The sequence below is a fragment of the Pseudomonas sp. MB-090624 genome (genome assembly GCF_003205245.1).
In the GTDB taxonomy this organism is placed as follows: domain Bacteria; phylum Pseudomonadota; class Gammaproteobacteria; order Pseudomonadales; family Pseudomonadaceae; genus Aquipseudomonas; species Aquipseudomonas juntendi.
Genome location: NZ_QJRK01000045.1, coordinates 40,776 through 56,467 on the forward strand (window position 1 = coordinate 40,776; position 15,692 = coordinate 56,467).

Below are 15,692 nucleotides of genomic sequence, written 5' to 3' on the forward strand. Positions count from 1 at the left end.
GCGTGCCCGCGAAGGGCCGCAAAGCGGCCCCCAATTACTTAACTGACAGGCATTACCCCGAAGGGCGTTTTTTCGTTACCGGGCCAGTCAGGCGTAATGCTTGGCTGCCGGGCTGCTTTCCACCAGGTCCAGTGCCGCGTCGTTATCTGCACTGATCTTGCGGTACAGGGCAGCATCGGTCGCCAGGGTCTTCTCGCGTGCGGGGAAGATTTCCTTGAGTTTGTCGGCCCAGGCCCCTTTGGCCTGCTCAGGGAAGCAACGCTCGATCAGTTCCAGCATGATCGAAACGGTCACCGAGGCACCTGGCGACGCGCCGAGCAGTGCAGCCAGGCTGCCGTCCTGCGCCGAGACCAGCTCGGTGCCGAATTGCAGCACGCCGCCTTTCTTCGGGTCTTTCTTGATGATCTGCACGCGCTGACCTGCGACTTCCAGGCGCCAGTCTTCGGCCTTGGCCTGCGGGTAGAAGCGCCGCAGGGCTTCCAGGCGCTGTTCCATCGACTGCATCACTTCGCTGACCAGGTACTTGGTCAGGTCCATGTTGTCGCGGGCCACGGCCAGCATCGGGCCGATATTGCCCATGCGCACCGACAGCGGCAGGTCCATCAGCGAACCGTGCTTCAGGAACTTGGTGGTAAAGCCGGCATAAGGGCCGAACAGCAGCGAAGTCTTGCCGTCTACAACCCGGGTGTCCAGGTGCGGTACCGACATCGGTGGCGCACCCACGGCGGCCTGGCTGTAAACCTTGGCCTGGTGCTGCTTGACGATTTCCGGGTTGTCGCAGCGCAGCCACTGGCCGCTGACCGGGAAGCCGCCAAAACCTTTGCTCTCCGGGATGCCGGACATCTGCAGCAGCGGCAGGGCCGCGCCGCCGGCGCCCAGGAACACGAAGCGGGCGTCCACTTCACGGCTGCCGCCGCTGTTGACGTCCTTGATGCTGACGGTCCAACCGCTGCCGTTACGGCGCAGGCCGACGACCTTCTTGCTGTATTTGACCTGCGCGTCCGGCGCGTCACCCAGCAGCTTCAGCAGCTTCAGGGTCAGGGCGCCGAAGTTGACGTCGGTGCCTTTGGCCACGCGGGTCGCGGCGATGTGCTGGTCGGCAGGGCGGCCAGGCATCATCAGCGGCATCCAGTCGTTCATCACGGCCTTGTCTTCGGTGTACTCCATCTCGGAGAAGGCATGGTGCTGCTTGAGCAGCTCGAAGCGCTTCTTGAGGAAGGCAACACCCTTGTCACCCTCGACGTAGCTCAGGTGCGGGACAGGGTTGATGAACGCACGCGCCGAGCCGAAGTTGTCCTTCTTGCTCAGGTAGGCCCAGAACTGGCGCGAAACCTCGAACTGGGTGTTGATGTGCACGGCCTTCTTGATGTCGATGCTGCCATCGGCGGCCTGCGGCGTGTAGTTCAGCTCGCACAGGCCGGCGTGGCCGGTGCCTGCGTTGTTCCAGGGGTTGGAGCTTTCCGCGGCTCCGGAGTCCATCGCCTCGACGACCTCAAGCTTCAGGGTCGGGTCAAGCTCCTTGAGCAGTACGGCCAGGGTGGCACTCATGATGCCCGCGCCTACCAGTACCACATCAACCGATTCGTTCTGCGCCATTTAACGCGTCTCCACAATCTACAGCTACCTAATTGACAGCATAGGACCTGGGGTTGCCAGGGTCGCCATGTCCGGCTTTTCGCAGTTCTTGCAACTTCCGCGGACACCGCCAACCAGTCTTCGGGTTCAGGTATTGAACGCCGTTTGCCAGGGCTGCGGCAATTCGACTTATGGTCAAGGTGTCGTGCGTGCGTTATGGAGCGGGTCAGGCACTCATGCAGGATGAGCGCATTTGCCGCCTGTTCAGGGCTGTTCGGGACACATCTGCCGCTTTTACACATGCCAGACTGTTCATTTGCTCGCCACACTCTTGTGAAGTTGTGAAAACCGTTTTTTCACGCTCTTTTGGAGACGTGAACCTCAAAAAGGGACTGCGCGATGGCAACCCGCAGGTTCATGCAGCGTGAAGGGCCGGAAAAGCAGGCACGACAGCCGATGCAAGACCTCAGTGGAAGGCTCTCTGTGGGCGAAGCGTTGAAGTTGCCGGGGTCAATCGGCGAGTGCGGGGCCCGATCAGGAGACGTCCTTATAATCGGGGGGAGATTATAACGATGTCGCGGGCAGAAATGTCGCCATTCGTGGTTTTTATTGCAGCGTTTGTCAGGCCAGGCGCATGCGCGGCTGCCAATGCCGGCTTGCGCGGGCGCAAAGCACAGGCCCGGGCAGTGCATGAAAGCATTGTCACAAGCGGGCTGGGACCGATGACTGGCCGATGCGGGGCTGGGTATACTGTGCGCCTTAGCCGCATTTTCTGGAGAAACGCGCATGTTGCAACGTCTGTTGTTCGGTTTGCTTGCCGTGGCCAGCCTCAGCCTGGTCGGTTGTGCCCACAGCCCGCAACAACTCAACCCGCAACCCACGCTCAAGGCCCAACTCGCGCCGGTCGGTCATGGCCAGCCGGTGGTGGTCCGGGTGGTTGACGGTCGCCCATCGCAGTCGCTGGGTACCCGTGGTGGCATGTACCCTGAAACCAGCACCATCAGCGTCAGTGGCAACGACGTGGTGCCCAAGCTGCAAGCCCAGGCTGAAGCGGCTGTGCGCCTGCTCGGCTTCACGCCTACGGCCAACGCCTACAACGCGCCGCAGTTGACCGTGACCCTGGCCGAGCTGAAGTACCAGTCGCCCAAAGACAACCTGTACGTGACCGAAGCCACGATCGGTGCCACCTTCCGTGCCGACGTGAAGAATGGCGGCCGCAGCTACAGCGGCCGTTACGGCGCGTCGCTCGACCAGCGCTTCGGCATGGCACCGAACCAGGACACCAACACCCAGTTGGTAGGCGACGTTCTGAGCGATGCGCTGACCCGCATGTTCAAAGACCCGAGCATTGGCCAGATCCTGGCCCAGTAAGCCCTCTGCGCTGCTGAAAACCCGCTGCCTGGTCGCTAGGCAGCGGGTTTTTTTGTGCCTCGCCCACGCTTGCCGGTGGGGTGGCCGGCGCAGGTTCACGCCGCCTCTATGTGGAAATCCAGCAGGCTGAAGCCAGTGCCGGCGTCCACCTCCGGCAGGTCTGCATGCACATGCCCGCCCAGCGCGCAGTAGACCAGCCACTGGCGGTCTTGCACATTGATGGCAAAACCATCGATCAGCGCCTGTTGCTCCTCGCTTTGGGCAACGAGGTAAAGGCGGTCCTGGTTTTCGGCGTGCAGCATGAAGTAGCTCCGGTTCATGGGAAGGTCGACAGGGTGGCCTGCTCAGATGACGAGCCGATGACAGATGAAATTAAATGACAGTTTGTCGCCAATGCCGGGCAGCGAAGGGCGAGTTGCGTAGAATGCGGGCCTTCGCCGTCGCTTACACCGAGGTTGCGTGATGTCCTTGCAAGTGCTTTGGGTTTTTCTGGCCGCCCATCCCACCAAGTTGATCAATGTGCTGGCGCTGCTGCTGACCTGCCCGGGCGGGTTGCTGCTGCAAAGCGCGCGGCGGCGCGCGGCCGAAACCCGCGAGAGCCTGGCGTTTGAGGAGGGGGTAGTGGATGCCTTCGACCTGCGGGTGCCCAAGTACTTCTACATTCTGGGCTTCGCTTGCCTGGCCATGGCGCTGCTGCTGTCCTGGCTCAGCACCTGGGTTTGAGATTGGGGGGCTGCAAGGCAGCCCCGCAATCGGTCAGGCAACCGGCGCCTGCTGCCTGACCTGGTACTGGTTGCGCACCGGTGTCGCATACTGCAATACCAGGTACGGCCGCTGCTCTTCAGGGCAGGCGGCCAGCCGACGTTGCCATTCTTCCTTGGCCTTGGCCAGTTCGTCGGCCGGGAACACCTGTTCTGCGCCAGGTACCTGCAGGGCTTCGTCCTTACCCTCCCACATTGCGTAGGCCAGGTAATGCACCGGGAACAAGCGGTAGCCAGCCAGGATCTGACGGTCGATTTCTGCGGCCAACTGCTTGGTATCCTCGTAGTACTCGGTCACCGGTGGCGCGAAGTTGATGTGCACCCGGCCCTTGTAGCCGGTAATGCCCTTGGCGATGCTGTTGTCGTCCTCACCTGGGGCCTTCTGGTAGCTGCCAGTGGTGGCGCGGATATACAGCTCGCGGGCTTTGGCCTGGTCGCACGGGTCGTACTCGTAGCTGATCGACACCGGCGTCAGGTTCAGGCTCTGGATGACGGCGCCGAACGCCTCGTCCTTGCGGCTCATGTGGAACATCTTGAGGATCGCCGAGTCGGTGCGGTCGTCACCGTCCTTGGCGCGGCCCTCGGCCTGGGCGATCCAGATCGAGGTGGCGTCGTTGCGGATCGAGTGGTTGATGTAGGCCGAGAGCAGCTGATAAGCCGCCAGCTTTTCACGGCGCCCGCTGATCGAACGGTGCACGATGAAACTCTTGTTCAGGCGCATCATGTCGCTGACGAACGGCTTTTGCAGCAGGTTGTCGCCAATGGCGATGCGCGGCGTGGGCAGGCCGGCGTGGTACACCGCGTAGTTGACGAAGGCCGGGTCCATCACGATGTCGCGGTGGTTGGCCAGGAACAGGTAGGCCGTACCTGCCTTCAGCTGCTCCACACCGGAATAGGTGACGCCGTCGGTGGCGCGGTCGATGGTCTGGTCAACGTAGTACTCGACCTTGTCCTGCAGGGTGGAAACGCAGGTCACACCGGCGAATTCCTTGCGCAGGCGGCGGGCGATCAGCGGTTTGAGCAGCCAGCCGAAAGCCCCGGCTGCCCGCGGGAAGCGGAAGTGGGTGAGGATATCGAGGAATGCCGGGTCGCTGAGCAGGCGGGCCAGAACCGCAGGTACCTCAGCGTCGTCGTAGGGTCGGATGGCATCGAATTCGCCCATCATGCTCTCTTGTTGGAAACGGCTAGGGTAATAAACAGGGGCAGGCTCCGAAAAACGGCTCGGACGCACACGGGCCCCGTAAACAGACCGACAATTATACGCATAAGTCACCCCGGAGGCCGCGATGCTCGAAACTGCGTTCTACGATTGCCCTTATTGCGGCGAAGAGGTCGAAACCACGGTGGACCTGTCCGGTGGCGATCAGGAGTACATCGAGGACTGCCAGGTGTGCTGCAGGCCGATTCGTTTCGTGCTGCAGGTGCATGGCGAGGAATGGATGCTGGATGTCTACGGCGAGAACGAATGATGCGGCGGATCTACGAACCGGAAAACCTGCTTGAAGCCGAAATGCTGGCCGGGATGCTCGCCAGTGAAGGCATCGCGGTGCAGGTGGTGGGCCGTGACCTGATCGGTGCAGTCGGCGAGCTGCCCATGCAAGGGTTGCTAGGGCTTGCGGTCGCCGATGAGCAGGCCGAGTACGCACGGCAGCTGATCGATGCGTACAATGAGGCCCAGCCACTGGTTGGCGACGAACCGGAGAGTATCCCCGGTACCTTGATCTGCTAGGTTCTGAATTCGCTCATGTGTGGACGTTACGCCCTGTTTCGCTGGCCCCAGGCCCTTGCCAGTCTGCCGGGGTTCCCCGCGGGCCAGCCGGCCCAATGGAATATCGCACCTGGGGCATCGGTGCTGATCCAGCGCCAGCTTGACGGCCAGCAGCAACTGGCCATGGCGCGTTGGGGGCTGACCCCGGCGTGGCTCACCGACCTGTCCCGCACCCCCGCTCATGCCCGCGCCGAAACCCTGGCCGAGCAACCGATGTTCCGTGAGGCGTTTCGCCAGCGCCGCTGCCTGATGCCGGCCAACGGCTTTTACGAGTGGCGGGGCACGGTACGCAAGCGTCCTTATTGGCTGACGCCGGGGGAGGGCGCCTCGTTGTACTTTGCGGCCATATGGGAAGCCTACCCCGTGCAGGACCAGGTGTGGCTGAGTTGCGCGGTGGTGACCCAGGCGGCCATGAACCAGCGCCGGCCGCTGATCCTCGACGATGCGGGCCAGGCTGCCTGGCTCGATCCGGATACGCCGGTTACCCGCTTGCACGAACTGCTGGCCAGCCCGCCTGCGCCACTGCGCGAAAGGGCCTTGGCGAATTTAGTCAATGACCCGAAGCTGGATGCGCCGGAGTGTCTTACCCCGCTTTGATGGGTGGCCGGTGCTGGTGATGAAAATCTTCCCTGCGGCTATGGCGGCTACCGGCGAGTCGGCCTAGGATACGGCGCATGCAAAAAAGGGAGTGTTTTCATGCGTAAGTCTTTTGTCGTCAGCCTGTTGAGTGCTGGCATCGTGCTGGGCGGCTGCCAGGCGGTGAATACCACCAGTGGCGGTGCTGTCGGCGTCGAGCGCCAGCAGTACATGTTCAGCATGCTCTCCACCGATGAAGTCAACCAGATGTACGCCCAGTCGTACCAGCAGACCCTCGGTGAAGCCTCCAGCAAGGGGGTGCTCGACAAGTCCAGTGCCGATGCCAAGCGTGTGCAGGCCATCGCCAGCCGGCTGATTGACCAGGCCCCCAAGTTCCGCCCGGATTCCGCGCAGTGGGACTGGCAAGTCAACGTGATCAAGAGCGACGAGCTGAACGCCAACTGCGGCCCTGGCGGCAAGATCATCGTGTATACCGGCCTGATCGATCAGCTCAAGCTCACCGACGCGGAAATTGCCGCCGTTGTCGGTCACGAAATCGCCCACGCCCTGCGTGAGCACAGCCGCGAGGCGATGTCCAAGGCCTATGGTGTGGAAATGGCGCGCCAGGGGGCGGGTGCCATCTTTGGCCTGGGCCAGAACAGCATGGCCATGGCCGACACCGTGGTGAACTACGCCATGACCCTGCCCAACAGCCGGGCCAACGAAAACGAAGCCGACCTGATCGGCCTGGAGTTGTCGGCCCGTGCCGGCTACGACCCGAACGCCGCAATTACCTTGTGGAACAAGATGAGCAAGGCGTCCGAAGGCGCCCCGCCCGAGTTCATGAGCACTCACCCGGCATCTTCCAGCCGCATTGCATCGCTGCAGGCGGCCATTCCCAAGGTGATGCCGCTGTATCAGGCCGCGGCCAAGCCATGATCGCTTGAAGCGTGGGGGCGCACGGCGCCCCCGTGTTTTCCGGTTACCCGACCCAGCCACTGGCCTTCATCGCCGAGTACACGGCCACGATCGCCAGTACGAAGAACGCCGCGGCCGCCAGGCGACGGATCAGCGTCAGCGGCAGCTTGTCGGCTGCAAAGTTGCCCGCCAGCACCACGGGTACGTTGGCAATCAGCATGCCCAGGGTGGTGCCGATGATGACCATGATCAGGTGCGGGTATTGGGCCGCCAGCATCACGGTAGCGACCTGGGTCTTGTCACCGATTTCGGCGAGGAAGAACGCAATCAGCGTGGTCAGGAACGGGCCGAAGCGGCGCGCCGGGTTCTCGTCATCGTCCATTTTGTCCGGTACCAGGGTCCAGAGCGCCGTGGCGGTGAAGCTCGCGGCCAGGATCCAGTGCAGGGCCGAATCGCTGAAGACGCTACCGACCCACGCCCCCACGGCACCGGCTGCGGCATGGTTGGCCAGGGTGGCGGCGATGATGCCGGCAATGATCGGCCATGGCTTGCGGAAGCGCGCGGCGAGAATGAGTGCGAGCAGCTGCGTCTTGTCGCCGATTTCGGCGAGCGCAACGATGGCGGTGGGGACCAACAGAGATTCCAGCATCAGGATTCCTACGGGGGGCGGGTCGACACGGCTATGACACGTACAGCCTTCCCGCCCCGGGTAAGGTGTGCGTGTCATAGGTCTTGTCAAACCCCGGATCCGTCTATGCGGATCTCTCCATGCACGTGGGCATGGGGGTCGCACGCGCCATGGTCTGTGGACCAAGTATGTTGACGCGTACCGGGCGAGCGGTGGGCTCGCGGGAGACTACTCCCCTAGGACGGAGCGGATTCTGCCTTGGCAAAACGCTTTCGGCAAGCGCTGTTTTCAGCCATGCACGGCCTGGTAGATTCGGAAGCCTTCCGCCTCATCGCGTATCTGGCAGTTGCCCAGCGCCCCTTCGATCAGCGGCTGGTAGCGCAGGAAGCTATTGGCGACCAAGCGCATTTCGCCCCCTTTTCGCAGATGAACCGCTAATTTTCTCAGCAAGTTTTCCGAGGCCTGGTAATTGGTGTGCACCCCGGTATGGAACGGCGGGTTGCTAAGAATCAGGCTCAGGTCGAGCGGTGCTGCATCAATGCCATCACCGCTGATCACCTCACCTTCCAGGCCGTTTGCAGCCAGGGTCAGACGGCTGGCCGCCACGGCGAAGGCATCCACGTCCAGCAACGTCACCCGGTTGTGCGGGTAACGGCGCTTGACCGTGGCACCCAGCACCCCGGCACCGCAACCGAAGTCCAGCATGTGGCCGCTGGGCAGGTTGTCCAGGTGCTTGAGCAGCAGCGCAGTGCCGCGGTCCAGGCGGCCGTGGCTGAACACACCGGGCAGGCTGACCACTTGCAGCGGGCCGTCTTCCAAGGCCAGTTCGAAGCGCTGGGCCAGGCTCTGCAGCGGTGTCGCCTGCGGGGCCTGGTCGACCGTCACCTGCCACAGCTGGCAATGCCGCGCGCTGTCAAGCTTGCGCGGCTTGCCGAAAGCCTGCAACAGCTTGGCCGCGCCCTCGATGCCACCGCGTTTTTCACCGACCAGGTACAGCGCGCGACCCGCCAGGCGGGAAGCCAGGGCGTTGAGCAGGTAGGCGGCCAATTCGCGGGATTTGGGCAGGAACAGCACGGCGCTGTCGAACGCGCCCGCCGGGGGCTCTACGCCATACTGGCTGCGGCCCGCAAAGCAGCCTTCGAGCACGGCCTGGTCGCCGGCGTGCCACGACCAGGCGCGAGCTTCGGGCAACTGCCCGAGCAAGCCGTCGGCGGGGGCGCCTGCGAGCAGCAGCGGGCCCTGGAACAGCTCCGCCTGGCGGAGCAATACTTCACTGCGCGGGTCCATGAACGACGCCTCCTAGAAAAAAGTGGCGCAGTGTAGCAGAGCCCGGCGCCTGGCTCAGCTGACCACGCGGCGTGGCTGCCCGGCGAAAAAGGCCTGGGCGTTCTCGCTGAGCTGGCCGACGATACGCTGGCGCGCCTCCACCGCGCCCCAGGCGCTGTGTGGGGTGATGATCAGGCGCGGGATACCGGCTTCGAGCAGCGGGTTGCCGTTGACCGGCGGCTCCACGCTCAATACGTCGGTGGCAGCGCCGCCCAGGTGGCCACTGCGCAGCGCATCGGCCAGGGCCTGCTCATTGATCAGGCCGCCGCGCGCGGTGTTCACCACCAGCGCCCCAGGCTTGAGCAGGGCCAGCTCGCGCGCCCCCAGCATGTGCCGGGTGTGCTCGTTCAAGGGGCAGTGCAGGGTCAGCGCGTCAACCTGCGGCAACAACGCCTCCAGCGGCAGCCGGTCGGCGCGCTGCGGGCGGCCGGGGATCAGCCCGCTCAGTACGCGCATGCCGAACGCTTCGGCCAGCCGCGCCACCGCGCCGCCCAACTCACCGTGGCCAAGCAGGCCAAGGGTTTTGCCCTGCAGTTCGACAATCGGGAAATCCAGCAGGCAGAACTGGTTGGCCTTGGCCCATTGCCCCTCTGCCACCGCCTGGTGGTAGTCGCACAGCCGCGTGGCCAGCGCCAGCAGCAGCGCGAGGGTGTGCTGGGCGACAGACGGCGTGCCGTAGCCCTGGCAGTTGCACACCGTGATGCCCTGGGCGCGGGCGGCGGCCAGGTCGACGTTGTTGGTGCCGGTGGCAGCCACCAGAATCAGCTTCAATTGCGGGTTGGCGGCCAGCACGGCGGCGTCGAGCACAACCTTGTTGCTGACCACTGCTACCGCGCCCTGCAGGCGCTCGGCGACCTGTTCCGGGGCGGTGGCGGCGAACAGCTCGAACTGGTCGAACTGCTGCTGCAGGGGCGACAGATCCAGGTCGCCGAGGTCCAGGGACTGGTGGTCGAGAAACACGGCGCGACGCGGGCTGGGCATGAACATCTCCTGGGCAGGGGCGGGTTTGTGGTGGGCTCCCGGCGCAGTGTCTAGCTCAACCTCGCCGCCCGTCAACGCCTTGCGGCTCATACCTTGGCCAGGCAAATCATTCCTTCGGCTGATTTGGCCGTCACATTGGCGAACTACAGTAACTCCCCAGATCAGCTCCCCACAGACTTTTCCGGCCCGCTTCCAAGAAAGGGATACCCATGTTGCAGACCCGCATCATCAAGCCCGCCGAGGGCGCCTATGCCTATCCATTACTGATCAAGCGCCTGCTGATGTCTGGCAGCCGCTACGAAAAGACCCGCGAAATCGTCTACCGCGACCAGATGCGGCTGACCTACCCACAGCTCAACGAGCGTATCGCCCGGCTGGCCAACGTGCTGACCGAGGCCGGGGTCAAGGCCGGTGACACCGTGGCGGTCATGGACTGGGACAGCCACCGCTACCTGGAATGCATGTTTGCCATCCCGATGATCGGCGCCGTGGTGCATACCATCAACGTGCGCCTGTCACCCGAGCAGATCCTCTACACCATGAACCACGCCGAAGACCGGGTGGTGCTGGTCAACAGTGACTTTGTCGGCCTGTACCAGGCCATCGCCGGGCAATTGACCACCGTCGACAAGACCGTACTGCTGACCGATGGCCCGGCCCAGGTCGCCGACCTGCCCGGGCTGGTGGGTGAGTACGAACAACTGCTCGCCGCCGCCAGCCCGAGCTACGACTTCCCCGACTTCGACGAGAACTCGGTGGCGACCACGTTCTACACCACTGGCACCACCGGCAACCCCAAGGGCGTGTACTTCACCCATCGGCAACTGGTGCTGCATACCCTGGCCGAGGCTTCGGTCACCGGCAGTATCGACAGCGTGCGCCTGCTGGGCAGCGATGACGTCTACATGCCGATCACGCCGATGTTCCACGTGCATGCCTGGGGCATTCCCTACGCGGCCACCATGCTCGGCATGAAGCAGGTGTATCCCGGTCGTTACGAGCCCGAGATGCTGATCAGGCTGTGGCGTGAAGAGAACGTCACCTTCTCCCACTGTGTGCCGACCATCCTGCAGATGCTGCTCAACTGCCCGACTGCCCAAGGCCAGGACTTCGGCGGCTGGAAGATCATCATCGGCGGCAGCTCGCTGAACCGGTCGCTGTACCAGGCGGCGCTGGCCCGCGGCATCCAGCTGACCGCAGCGTACGGCATGTCCGAGACCTGCCCGCTGATATCCGCCGCGCACCTGAACGACGAGTTGCAGGCCGGCAGTGAGGATGAGCGCGTCACCTACCGTATCAAGGCCGGGGTGCCGGTGCCGTTGGTGGAGGCGGCGATTGTCGACGGCGACGGCAACTTCCTGCCCGCCGATGGCGAAACCCAGGGCGAGCTGGTGCTGCGTGCACCGTGGCTGACCCAGGGTTACTTCAAGGAGCCGGAAAAGAGCGAAGAGCTGTGGCTGGGCGGCTGGCTGCACACCGGCGACGTCGCCACCCTCGACAACATGGGGTACATCGACATACGCGACCGTATCAAGGATGTGATCAAGACCGGGGGCGAGTGGGTGTCGTCACTCGACCTGGAAGACCTGGTCAGCCGCCACCCGGCCGTGCGTGAAGTCGCGGTGGTGGGGGTGGCCGACCCGCAGTGGGGCGAGCGCCCGTTTGCCCTGCTGGTGGTGCGCGAGGGCATGGCGATCGATGCGAAAGCGCTGAAGGACCACCTCAAGCCGTTCGTCGAGCAAGGCCATATCAATAAATGGGCGATTCCCAGCCAGATCGCCGTTGTTACTGAAATTCCCAAGACCAGTGTCGGCAAGCTGGACAAGAAGCGCATACGCCAGGACATCGTGCAGTGGCAGGCCAGCAACAGCGCCTTCCTGTCCACCCTGTAAACCCGGGGCGGGTCGCGTGCGACAGAACGCGACCCGCGTTCTAGAGCGGCTGGCGCCTTGCCAAATGGTAAAAATGCGCCATCCTTGAGCACTGCCAGCACGCGATCAAGGAAAAAACCAACGAGTGGTTGGCACGGAGCGCAAATCACACTTTAGAGGGATCAAGCGCCTGTGCCTTGCTGGCTATAGTCGGGGCCAGGGGATTTTCAGGAATGGGGGAGGGCGTCACGCGCTAGCCGTGCCGCCGCGGGCGCAAGCCTGCAAACCGGTCACTCGGGCCGTTCTTGAAAGGACTCACTGCCATAACAATAAAGTACATGGAGTAGCGTCGATGAAATCTGCAAATCCGTTCTGGCGCCGGGCCAAGCTGCCCTTGGCCGTCAGCATCGCTTCCACGCTCGCAAGTCCTGCTTTCGCTGTCAGTTTCAACATCGGTGAAATCGAAGGCCAGTTCGACTCGTCGCTCTCCATTGGCGCCAGCTGGTCGACCGCCAACCCCAACCGGAACCTGATCGGGGTGAACAACGGCGGCAAGGGCCTGTCGCAGACCTCCGACGACGGTCACCTGAACTTCAAGAAGGGCGAAACCTTCTCCAAGATCTTCAAGGGTATCCATGACCTGGAGCTCAAGTACGGTGATACCGGCGTATTCGTGCGCGGCAAGTACTGGTATGACTTCGAGCTGAAGGACGAAGGTCGCGAATTCAAGGACATCAGCGATTCCAACCGCAAGGAAGGGGCCAAGTCGTCCGGCGCCGAACTGCTCGACGCCTTCGTCTACCACAACTACTCGATCGGTGATCAGCCGGGCTCGGTTCGCCTCGGCAAGCAGGTGGTCAGCTGGGGCGAAAGTACCTTCATCGGTGGCGGCATCAACGCGATCAACCCCATCGACGTGTCGGCGTTCCGCCGCCCGGGTGCCGAGATCAAGGAAGGCCTGATTCCGGTCAACATGTTCTACATCTCGCAGAGCCTGACCGACAACCTGTCGGCCGAGGCCTTCTATCAGCTGGAGTGGGACCAGACGGTCGTCGACAACTGCGGCACGTTCTTCTCGCAACCCGACATCATCGCCGATGGCTGTACCGACAACCTGCGCGTGCTCAACAGCAGCCGCACGGTACCGGGCGCCGCCCAGCAGTTTCTTGCCACGCGCGGCGTGAACATCAACGAAGAGGGCGTGATGGTGCGCCGTGGTGCCGACCGCGATGCGCGTGACAGCGGGCAGTTCGGTGTGGCCATGCGCTACATGTTCGAGCCGCTGGACACCGAGTTCGGTGCCTACTTCATGAACTACCACAGCCGTGCGCCAATCTTCAGCGCCACAGGGGCCGCACCTTCGGTATTTGCAGGGCTCAGCGCGCTGCCTGCGCAACTGCGGGCGCTGGCGCCGCTGATCGTGGCCGGCAATTCCGAGTACTTCGTCGAATACCCGGAAGACATTCGCCTGTATGGCTTGAGCTTCTCCACCACATTGCCCACTGGCACCGCCTGGAGCGGCGAAATCAGCTACCGGCCCAACGCACCGGTGCAGCTCAATACCACGGACATCCTGTTTGCCGGGGTTCGCCCGATTGGTGGCGCGTTGAGCAACGCCTCGCTGCTGACAGGCACCCCTGGCCAGGACCTGCATGGCTATAGTCGCAAGGAGATCACTCAGTTCCAGACGACCCTCACGCACTTCTTCGACCAGGTGATGGGCGCCAGCCGCATGACCGTGGTCGGCGAGCTGGGTGTGACCCACGTCGGTGGCCTGGAGAACGCGCACGATACCCGCTACGGCCGTGACCCGGTATTCGGCCCAGGCCCGTTGCCCGCTACCGGCGGCGCAGATACCTGCCAGGCACTCAACAGCAGCACCATCGCCGGCGCGGGTGCAGGGGCCTTCACCGCCAACCTGAACCGCAATTGCGAGAACGACGGCTACACCACCAGTACCTCGTGGGGCTACCGCGCCCGCGTGATCTGGGATTACAACGACGTGTTCGCCGGGGTCAACCTGAAACCGAGCGTGGCCTGGTCGCACGACGTGTCGGGCTATTCGCCAGGCCCTGGCGGCAACTTCGAGGAAGGCCGCAAGGCAGTCAGCCTGGGTCTGGACGCCGAGTACCAGAACACCTACACGGCGAGCCTGTCGTACACCAACTTCTTCGACGGCAAGTACAGCACCGTGGATGACCGCGACTTCGTCGCCCTCAGCTTCGGCGTGAACTTCTAAGCCCACAGATCCAGGACAACACGACATGAACAAGACCAGAAGTCTGCTGCAAGCCGGTGTGCTGGGCCTGTCCCTGCTGGCGACCAGCGTCATGGCTGCGGTATCCGCCGACGAGGCGGCCAAGCTGGGTAGCACGCTGACCCCGATGGGCGCCGAAAAGGCCGGTAACGCCGATGGTTCGATCGGCCCATGGCAGCCCTTGTCGAAAACCGCAGGCAGCGTCGATGGCAAAGGCTTCCTGTCCGACCCGTACGGCAGTGAGAAGCCACTGTTCACCATCACTGCGCAAAACGCCGAGCAGTACAAGGACAAGCTCTCGCCAGGCCAGATGGCCATGCTCAAGCGTTACCCGGACACCTACAAGATCCCGGTATTCAAGACCCACCGCGGTTCCACCGTGCCTGCCGACGTGTTCGCCGCCATCAAGGAGAACGCCACCAAGACTACCCTGGTGGAAGGCGGCAACGGCCTGAGCAACTTCCGCACCGCGATACCGTTCCCCATTCCGAAAAGCGGCCTGGAGGTGATCTGGAACCACATCACCCGCTACCGGGGTGGCAGCGTCAGCCGCCTGGTTACCCAGGCCACGCCGCAACAGAACGGCTCCTTCAACCCCGTGTACTTTTCCGACCAGTTCGTCTTCCGCGACAAGATGAAGGATTACGACCCGAACAACCCGGGCAACATCCTGTTCTACTTCAAGCAGGAAGTTACCGCCCCGGCGCGCCTGGCCGGTACCGTACTGCTGGTGCACGAAACCCTCGACCAGGTCAAGGATCCGCGCAAGGCCTGGATCTACAACGCCGGCCAGCGCCGAGTGCGCCAGGCGCCACAGGTGTCGTACGACGGCCCGGGTACCGCCGCCGATGGCCTGCGCACGTCGGACAACCTGGACATGTACAACGGCGCGCCAGACCGCTATGACTGGAAGCTGGAGGGCAAGAAGGAGCTGTACATCGCCTCCAACGCCTTCAAGCTCGACGACCCCAAGCTCAAGTACACCGACATCATCAAGGCCGGGCACATCAACCAGGACCTGGCCCGTTATGAGCTGCGCCGTGTCTGGCATGTGGTCGCCACGCTGAAGCCGGGGCAGCGGCATATCTACGCCAAGCGTGACTTCTACATCGACGAAGACACCTGGCAGGCCGCAGTGATCGACCAGTACGATGGCCGTGGCCAGCTGTGGCGCGTGTCCGAGGCGCATGCCCAGCCTTACTACAATGTCGAGGTACCGTGGTACACCCTGGAGGCCATCTACGACCTGCAGTCTGGTCGTTACCTGGCGCTAGGTATGAAGAACGAAGAGAAGCGTGCTTATGACTTCGGCTTCAGTGCCAGCAAAGCCGACTTCCAACCGGCGGCGCTGCGTCAGTCCGGCATTCGCTGAGCAGAACGCATTCAAGCGCCGGTTTACCGTAATGTTGTTCACTTGTGTGTGATGTCACACTGATTGGGGCTGCTGCGCAGCCCATCGCGACACAAGGCCGCTCCCACAGGTACTGCACAGTACTCCAGCCCTATGTAATACCTGTGGGAGATTCTATGGTGCCTGGCAAGGGTAGCCGGAGCATCTTCAGCGCCTGTGAGATCGAGCGCCGCCCGCGCGGCGCAATCGCGAGCTGCGCTCGCTCCTACGTTTGTTTCGGGCCAGTAACGCCTGTGACAGGCGCGCGCG

15 protein-coding genes and 1 riboswitch are annotated in these 15,692 nt (G+C 63.2%); of the genes, 9 read left to right on the forward strand and 6 right to left on the reverse strand.

What is annotated here, in order from left to right; genetic code table 11:
- Nucleotides 1-87 precede the first annotated feature (87 nt).
- Nucleotides 88-1,596, reverse strand: a complete 1,509-nt coding sequence (gene mqo / locus DMX12_RS22455; protein ID WP_054881708.1) for a malate dehydrogenase (quinone) — start codon at nucleotides 1,594-1,596, stop codon at nucleotides 88-90.
- Nucleotides 1,597-2,361: 765 nt separating this feature from the next.
- On the opposite strand from mqo, the gene DMX12_RS22460 reads away from it, so the two are divergent.
- Nucleotides 2,362-2,946: a YajG family lipoprotein gene (locus tag DMX12_RS22460; RefSeq protein ID WP_029886852.1), complete on the forward strand. Its 585-nt coding sequence runs from the start codon at nucleotides 2,362-2,364 to the stop codon at nucleotides 2,944-2,946.
- 95 nt (nucleotides 2,947-3,041) lie between these two features.
- Here the strand turns inward: DMX12_RS22460 and DMX12_RS22465 are convergent, their stop codons facing one another.
- Nucleotides 3,042-3,248, reverse strand: a complete 207-nt coding sequence (locus DMX12_RS22465; RefSeq protein ID WP_009682946.1) for a hypothetical protein — start codon at nucleotides 3,246-3,248, stop codon at nucleotides 3,042-3,044.
- A 160-nt stretch (nucleotides 3,249-3,408) separates the two neighbouring features.
- Here DMX12_RS22465 and DMX12_RS22470 point away from each other — a divergent pair, with 160 nt between their 5' ends.
- Nucleotides 3,409-3,669 (forward strand): hypothetical protein, encoded by a 261-nt coding sequence (locus tag DMX12_RS22470; protein ID WP_110679479.1) that lies wholly within the window; start codon nucleotides 3,409-3,411, stop codon nucleotides 3,667-3,669.
- A 33-nt stretch (nucleotides 3,670-3,702) separates the two neighbouring features.
- On the opposite strand, the gene DMX12_RS22475 is transcribed toward DMX12_RS22470, so the two are convergent.
- A complete protein-coding gene (locus tag DMX12_RS22475; protein WP_054912104.1) occupies nucleotides 3,703-4,869 on the reverse strand; it encodes a 1-acyl-sn-glycerol-3-phosphate acyltransferase in 1,167 nt (388 codons plus the stop codon).
- A gap of 124 nt (nucleotides 4,870-4,993) precedes the next feature.
- Between DMX12_RS22475 and DMX12_RS22480 the strand changes: the two genes are divergently transcribed.
- From DMX12_RS22480 to DMX12_RS22495, 4 genes are all read left to right on the forward strand, one after another.
- Nucleotides 4,994-5,176 (forward strand): CPXCG motif-containing cysteine-rich protein, encoded by a 183-nt coding sequence (locus DMX12_RS22480; protein ID WP_009682943.1) that lies wholly within the window; start codon nucleotides 4,994-4,996, stop codon nucleotides 5,174-5,176.
- A complete protein-coding gene (locus DMX12_RS22485) occupies nucleotides 5,176-5,436 on the forward strand; it encodes a putative signal transducing protein (RefSeq protein ID WP_029887158.1) in 261 nt (86 codons plus the stop codon). Before DMX12_RS22480 ends, DMX12_RS22485 begins: the two co-directional genes overlap by 1 nt.
- A 15-nt stretch (nucleotides 5,437-5,451) precedes the next feature.
- Nucleotides 5,452-6,072, forward strand: coding sequence for an SOS response-associated peptidase (locus DMX12_RS22490; protein WP_110679480.1), 621 nt, complete (start codon nucleotides 5,452-5,454; stop codon nucleotides 6,070-6,072).
- 99 nt (nucleotides 6,073-6,171) lie between these two features.
- On the forward strand, nucleotides 6,172-6,990 hold the full coding sequence (locus tag DMX12_RS22495; RefSeq protein ID WP_110679481.1) for a M48 family metallopeptidase: 819 nt from the start codon (nucleotides 6,172-6,174) through the stop codon (nucleotides 6,988-6,990).
- A gap of 43 nt (nucleotides 6,991-7,033) precedes the next feature.
- Here DMX12_RS22495 and DMX12_RS22500 read toward each other — a convergent pair whose 3' ends face one another.
- The 3 genes from DMX12_RS22500 to DMX12_RS22510 all read right to left on the reverse strand — a co-directional run bounded on the left by DMX12_RS22500 (nucleotide 7,034) and on the right by DMX12_RS22510 (nucleotide 9,904).
- The gene (locus DMX12_RS22500; protein WP_110679482.1) at nucleotides 7,034-7,618 is read right to left on the reverse strand and encodes a TMEM165/GDT1 family protein; all 585 of its coding nucleotides are present in this window, start codon (nucleotides 7,616-7,618) and stop codon (nucleotides 7,034-7,036) included.
- Nucleotides 7,619-7,707: 89 nt separating this feature from the next.
- A riboswitch (yybP-ykoY riboswitch) is annotated at nucleotides 7,708-7,846 on the reverse strand.
- Nucleotides 7,847-7,885: 39 nt separating this feature from the next.
- Nucleotides 7,886-8,884: a class I SAM-dependent methyltransferase gene (locus DMX12_RS22505; protein ID WP_110679483.1), complete on the reverse strand. Its 999-nt coding sequence runs from the start codon at nucleotides 8,882-8,884 to the stop codon at nucleotides 7,886-7,888.
- 54 nt (nucleotides 8,885-8,938) lie between these two features.
- Nucleotides 8,939-9,904, reverse strand: a complete 966-nt coding sequence (locus tag DMX12_RS22510; protein ID WP_110679486.1) for a 2-hydroxyacid dehydrogenase — start codon at nucleotides 9,902-9,904, stop codon at nucleotides 8,939-8,941.
- Between the two features lie 209 nt (nucleotides 9,905-10,113).
- On the opposite strand from DMX12_RS22510, the gene DMX12_RS22515 reads away from it, so the two are divergent.
- The 3 genes from DMX12_RS22515 to DMX12_RS22530 all read left to right on the forward strand — a co-directional run bounded on the left by DMX12_RS22515 (nucleotide 10,114) and on the right by DMX12_RS22530 (nucleotide 15,404).
- Entirely contained in the window at nucleotides 10,114-11,796 is a 1,683-nt protein-coding gene (locus DMX12_RS22515; RefSeq protein WP_009682934.1) for a fatty acid--CoA ligase, read from the forward strand.
- Nucleotides 11,797-12,127: 331 nt separating this feature from the next.
- Nucleotides 12,128-14,014: a DUF1302 domain-containing protein gene (locus DMX12_RS22525; protein ID WP_110679484.1), complete on the forward strand. Its 1,887-nt coding sequence runs from the start codon at nucleotides 12,128-12,130 to the stop codon at nucleotides 14,012-14,014.
- 25 nt (nucleotides 14,015-14,039) lie between these two features.
- A complete protein-coding gene (locus tag DMX12_RS22530) occupies nucleotides 14,040-15,404 on the forward strand; it encodes a DUF1329 domain-containing protein (RefSeq protein WP_110679485.1) in 1,365 nt (454 codons plus the stop codon).
- Nucleotides 15,405-15,692: the final 288 nt, after the last annotated feature.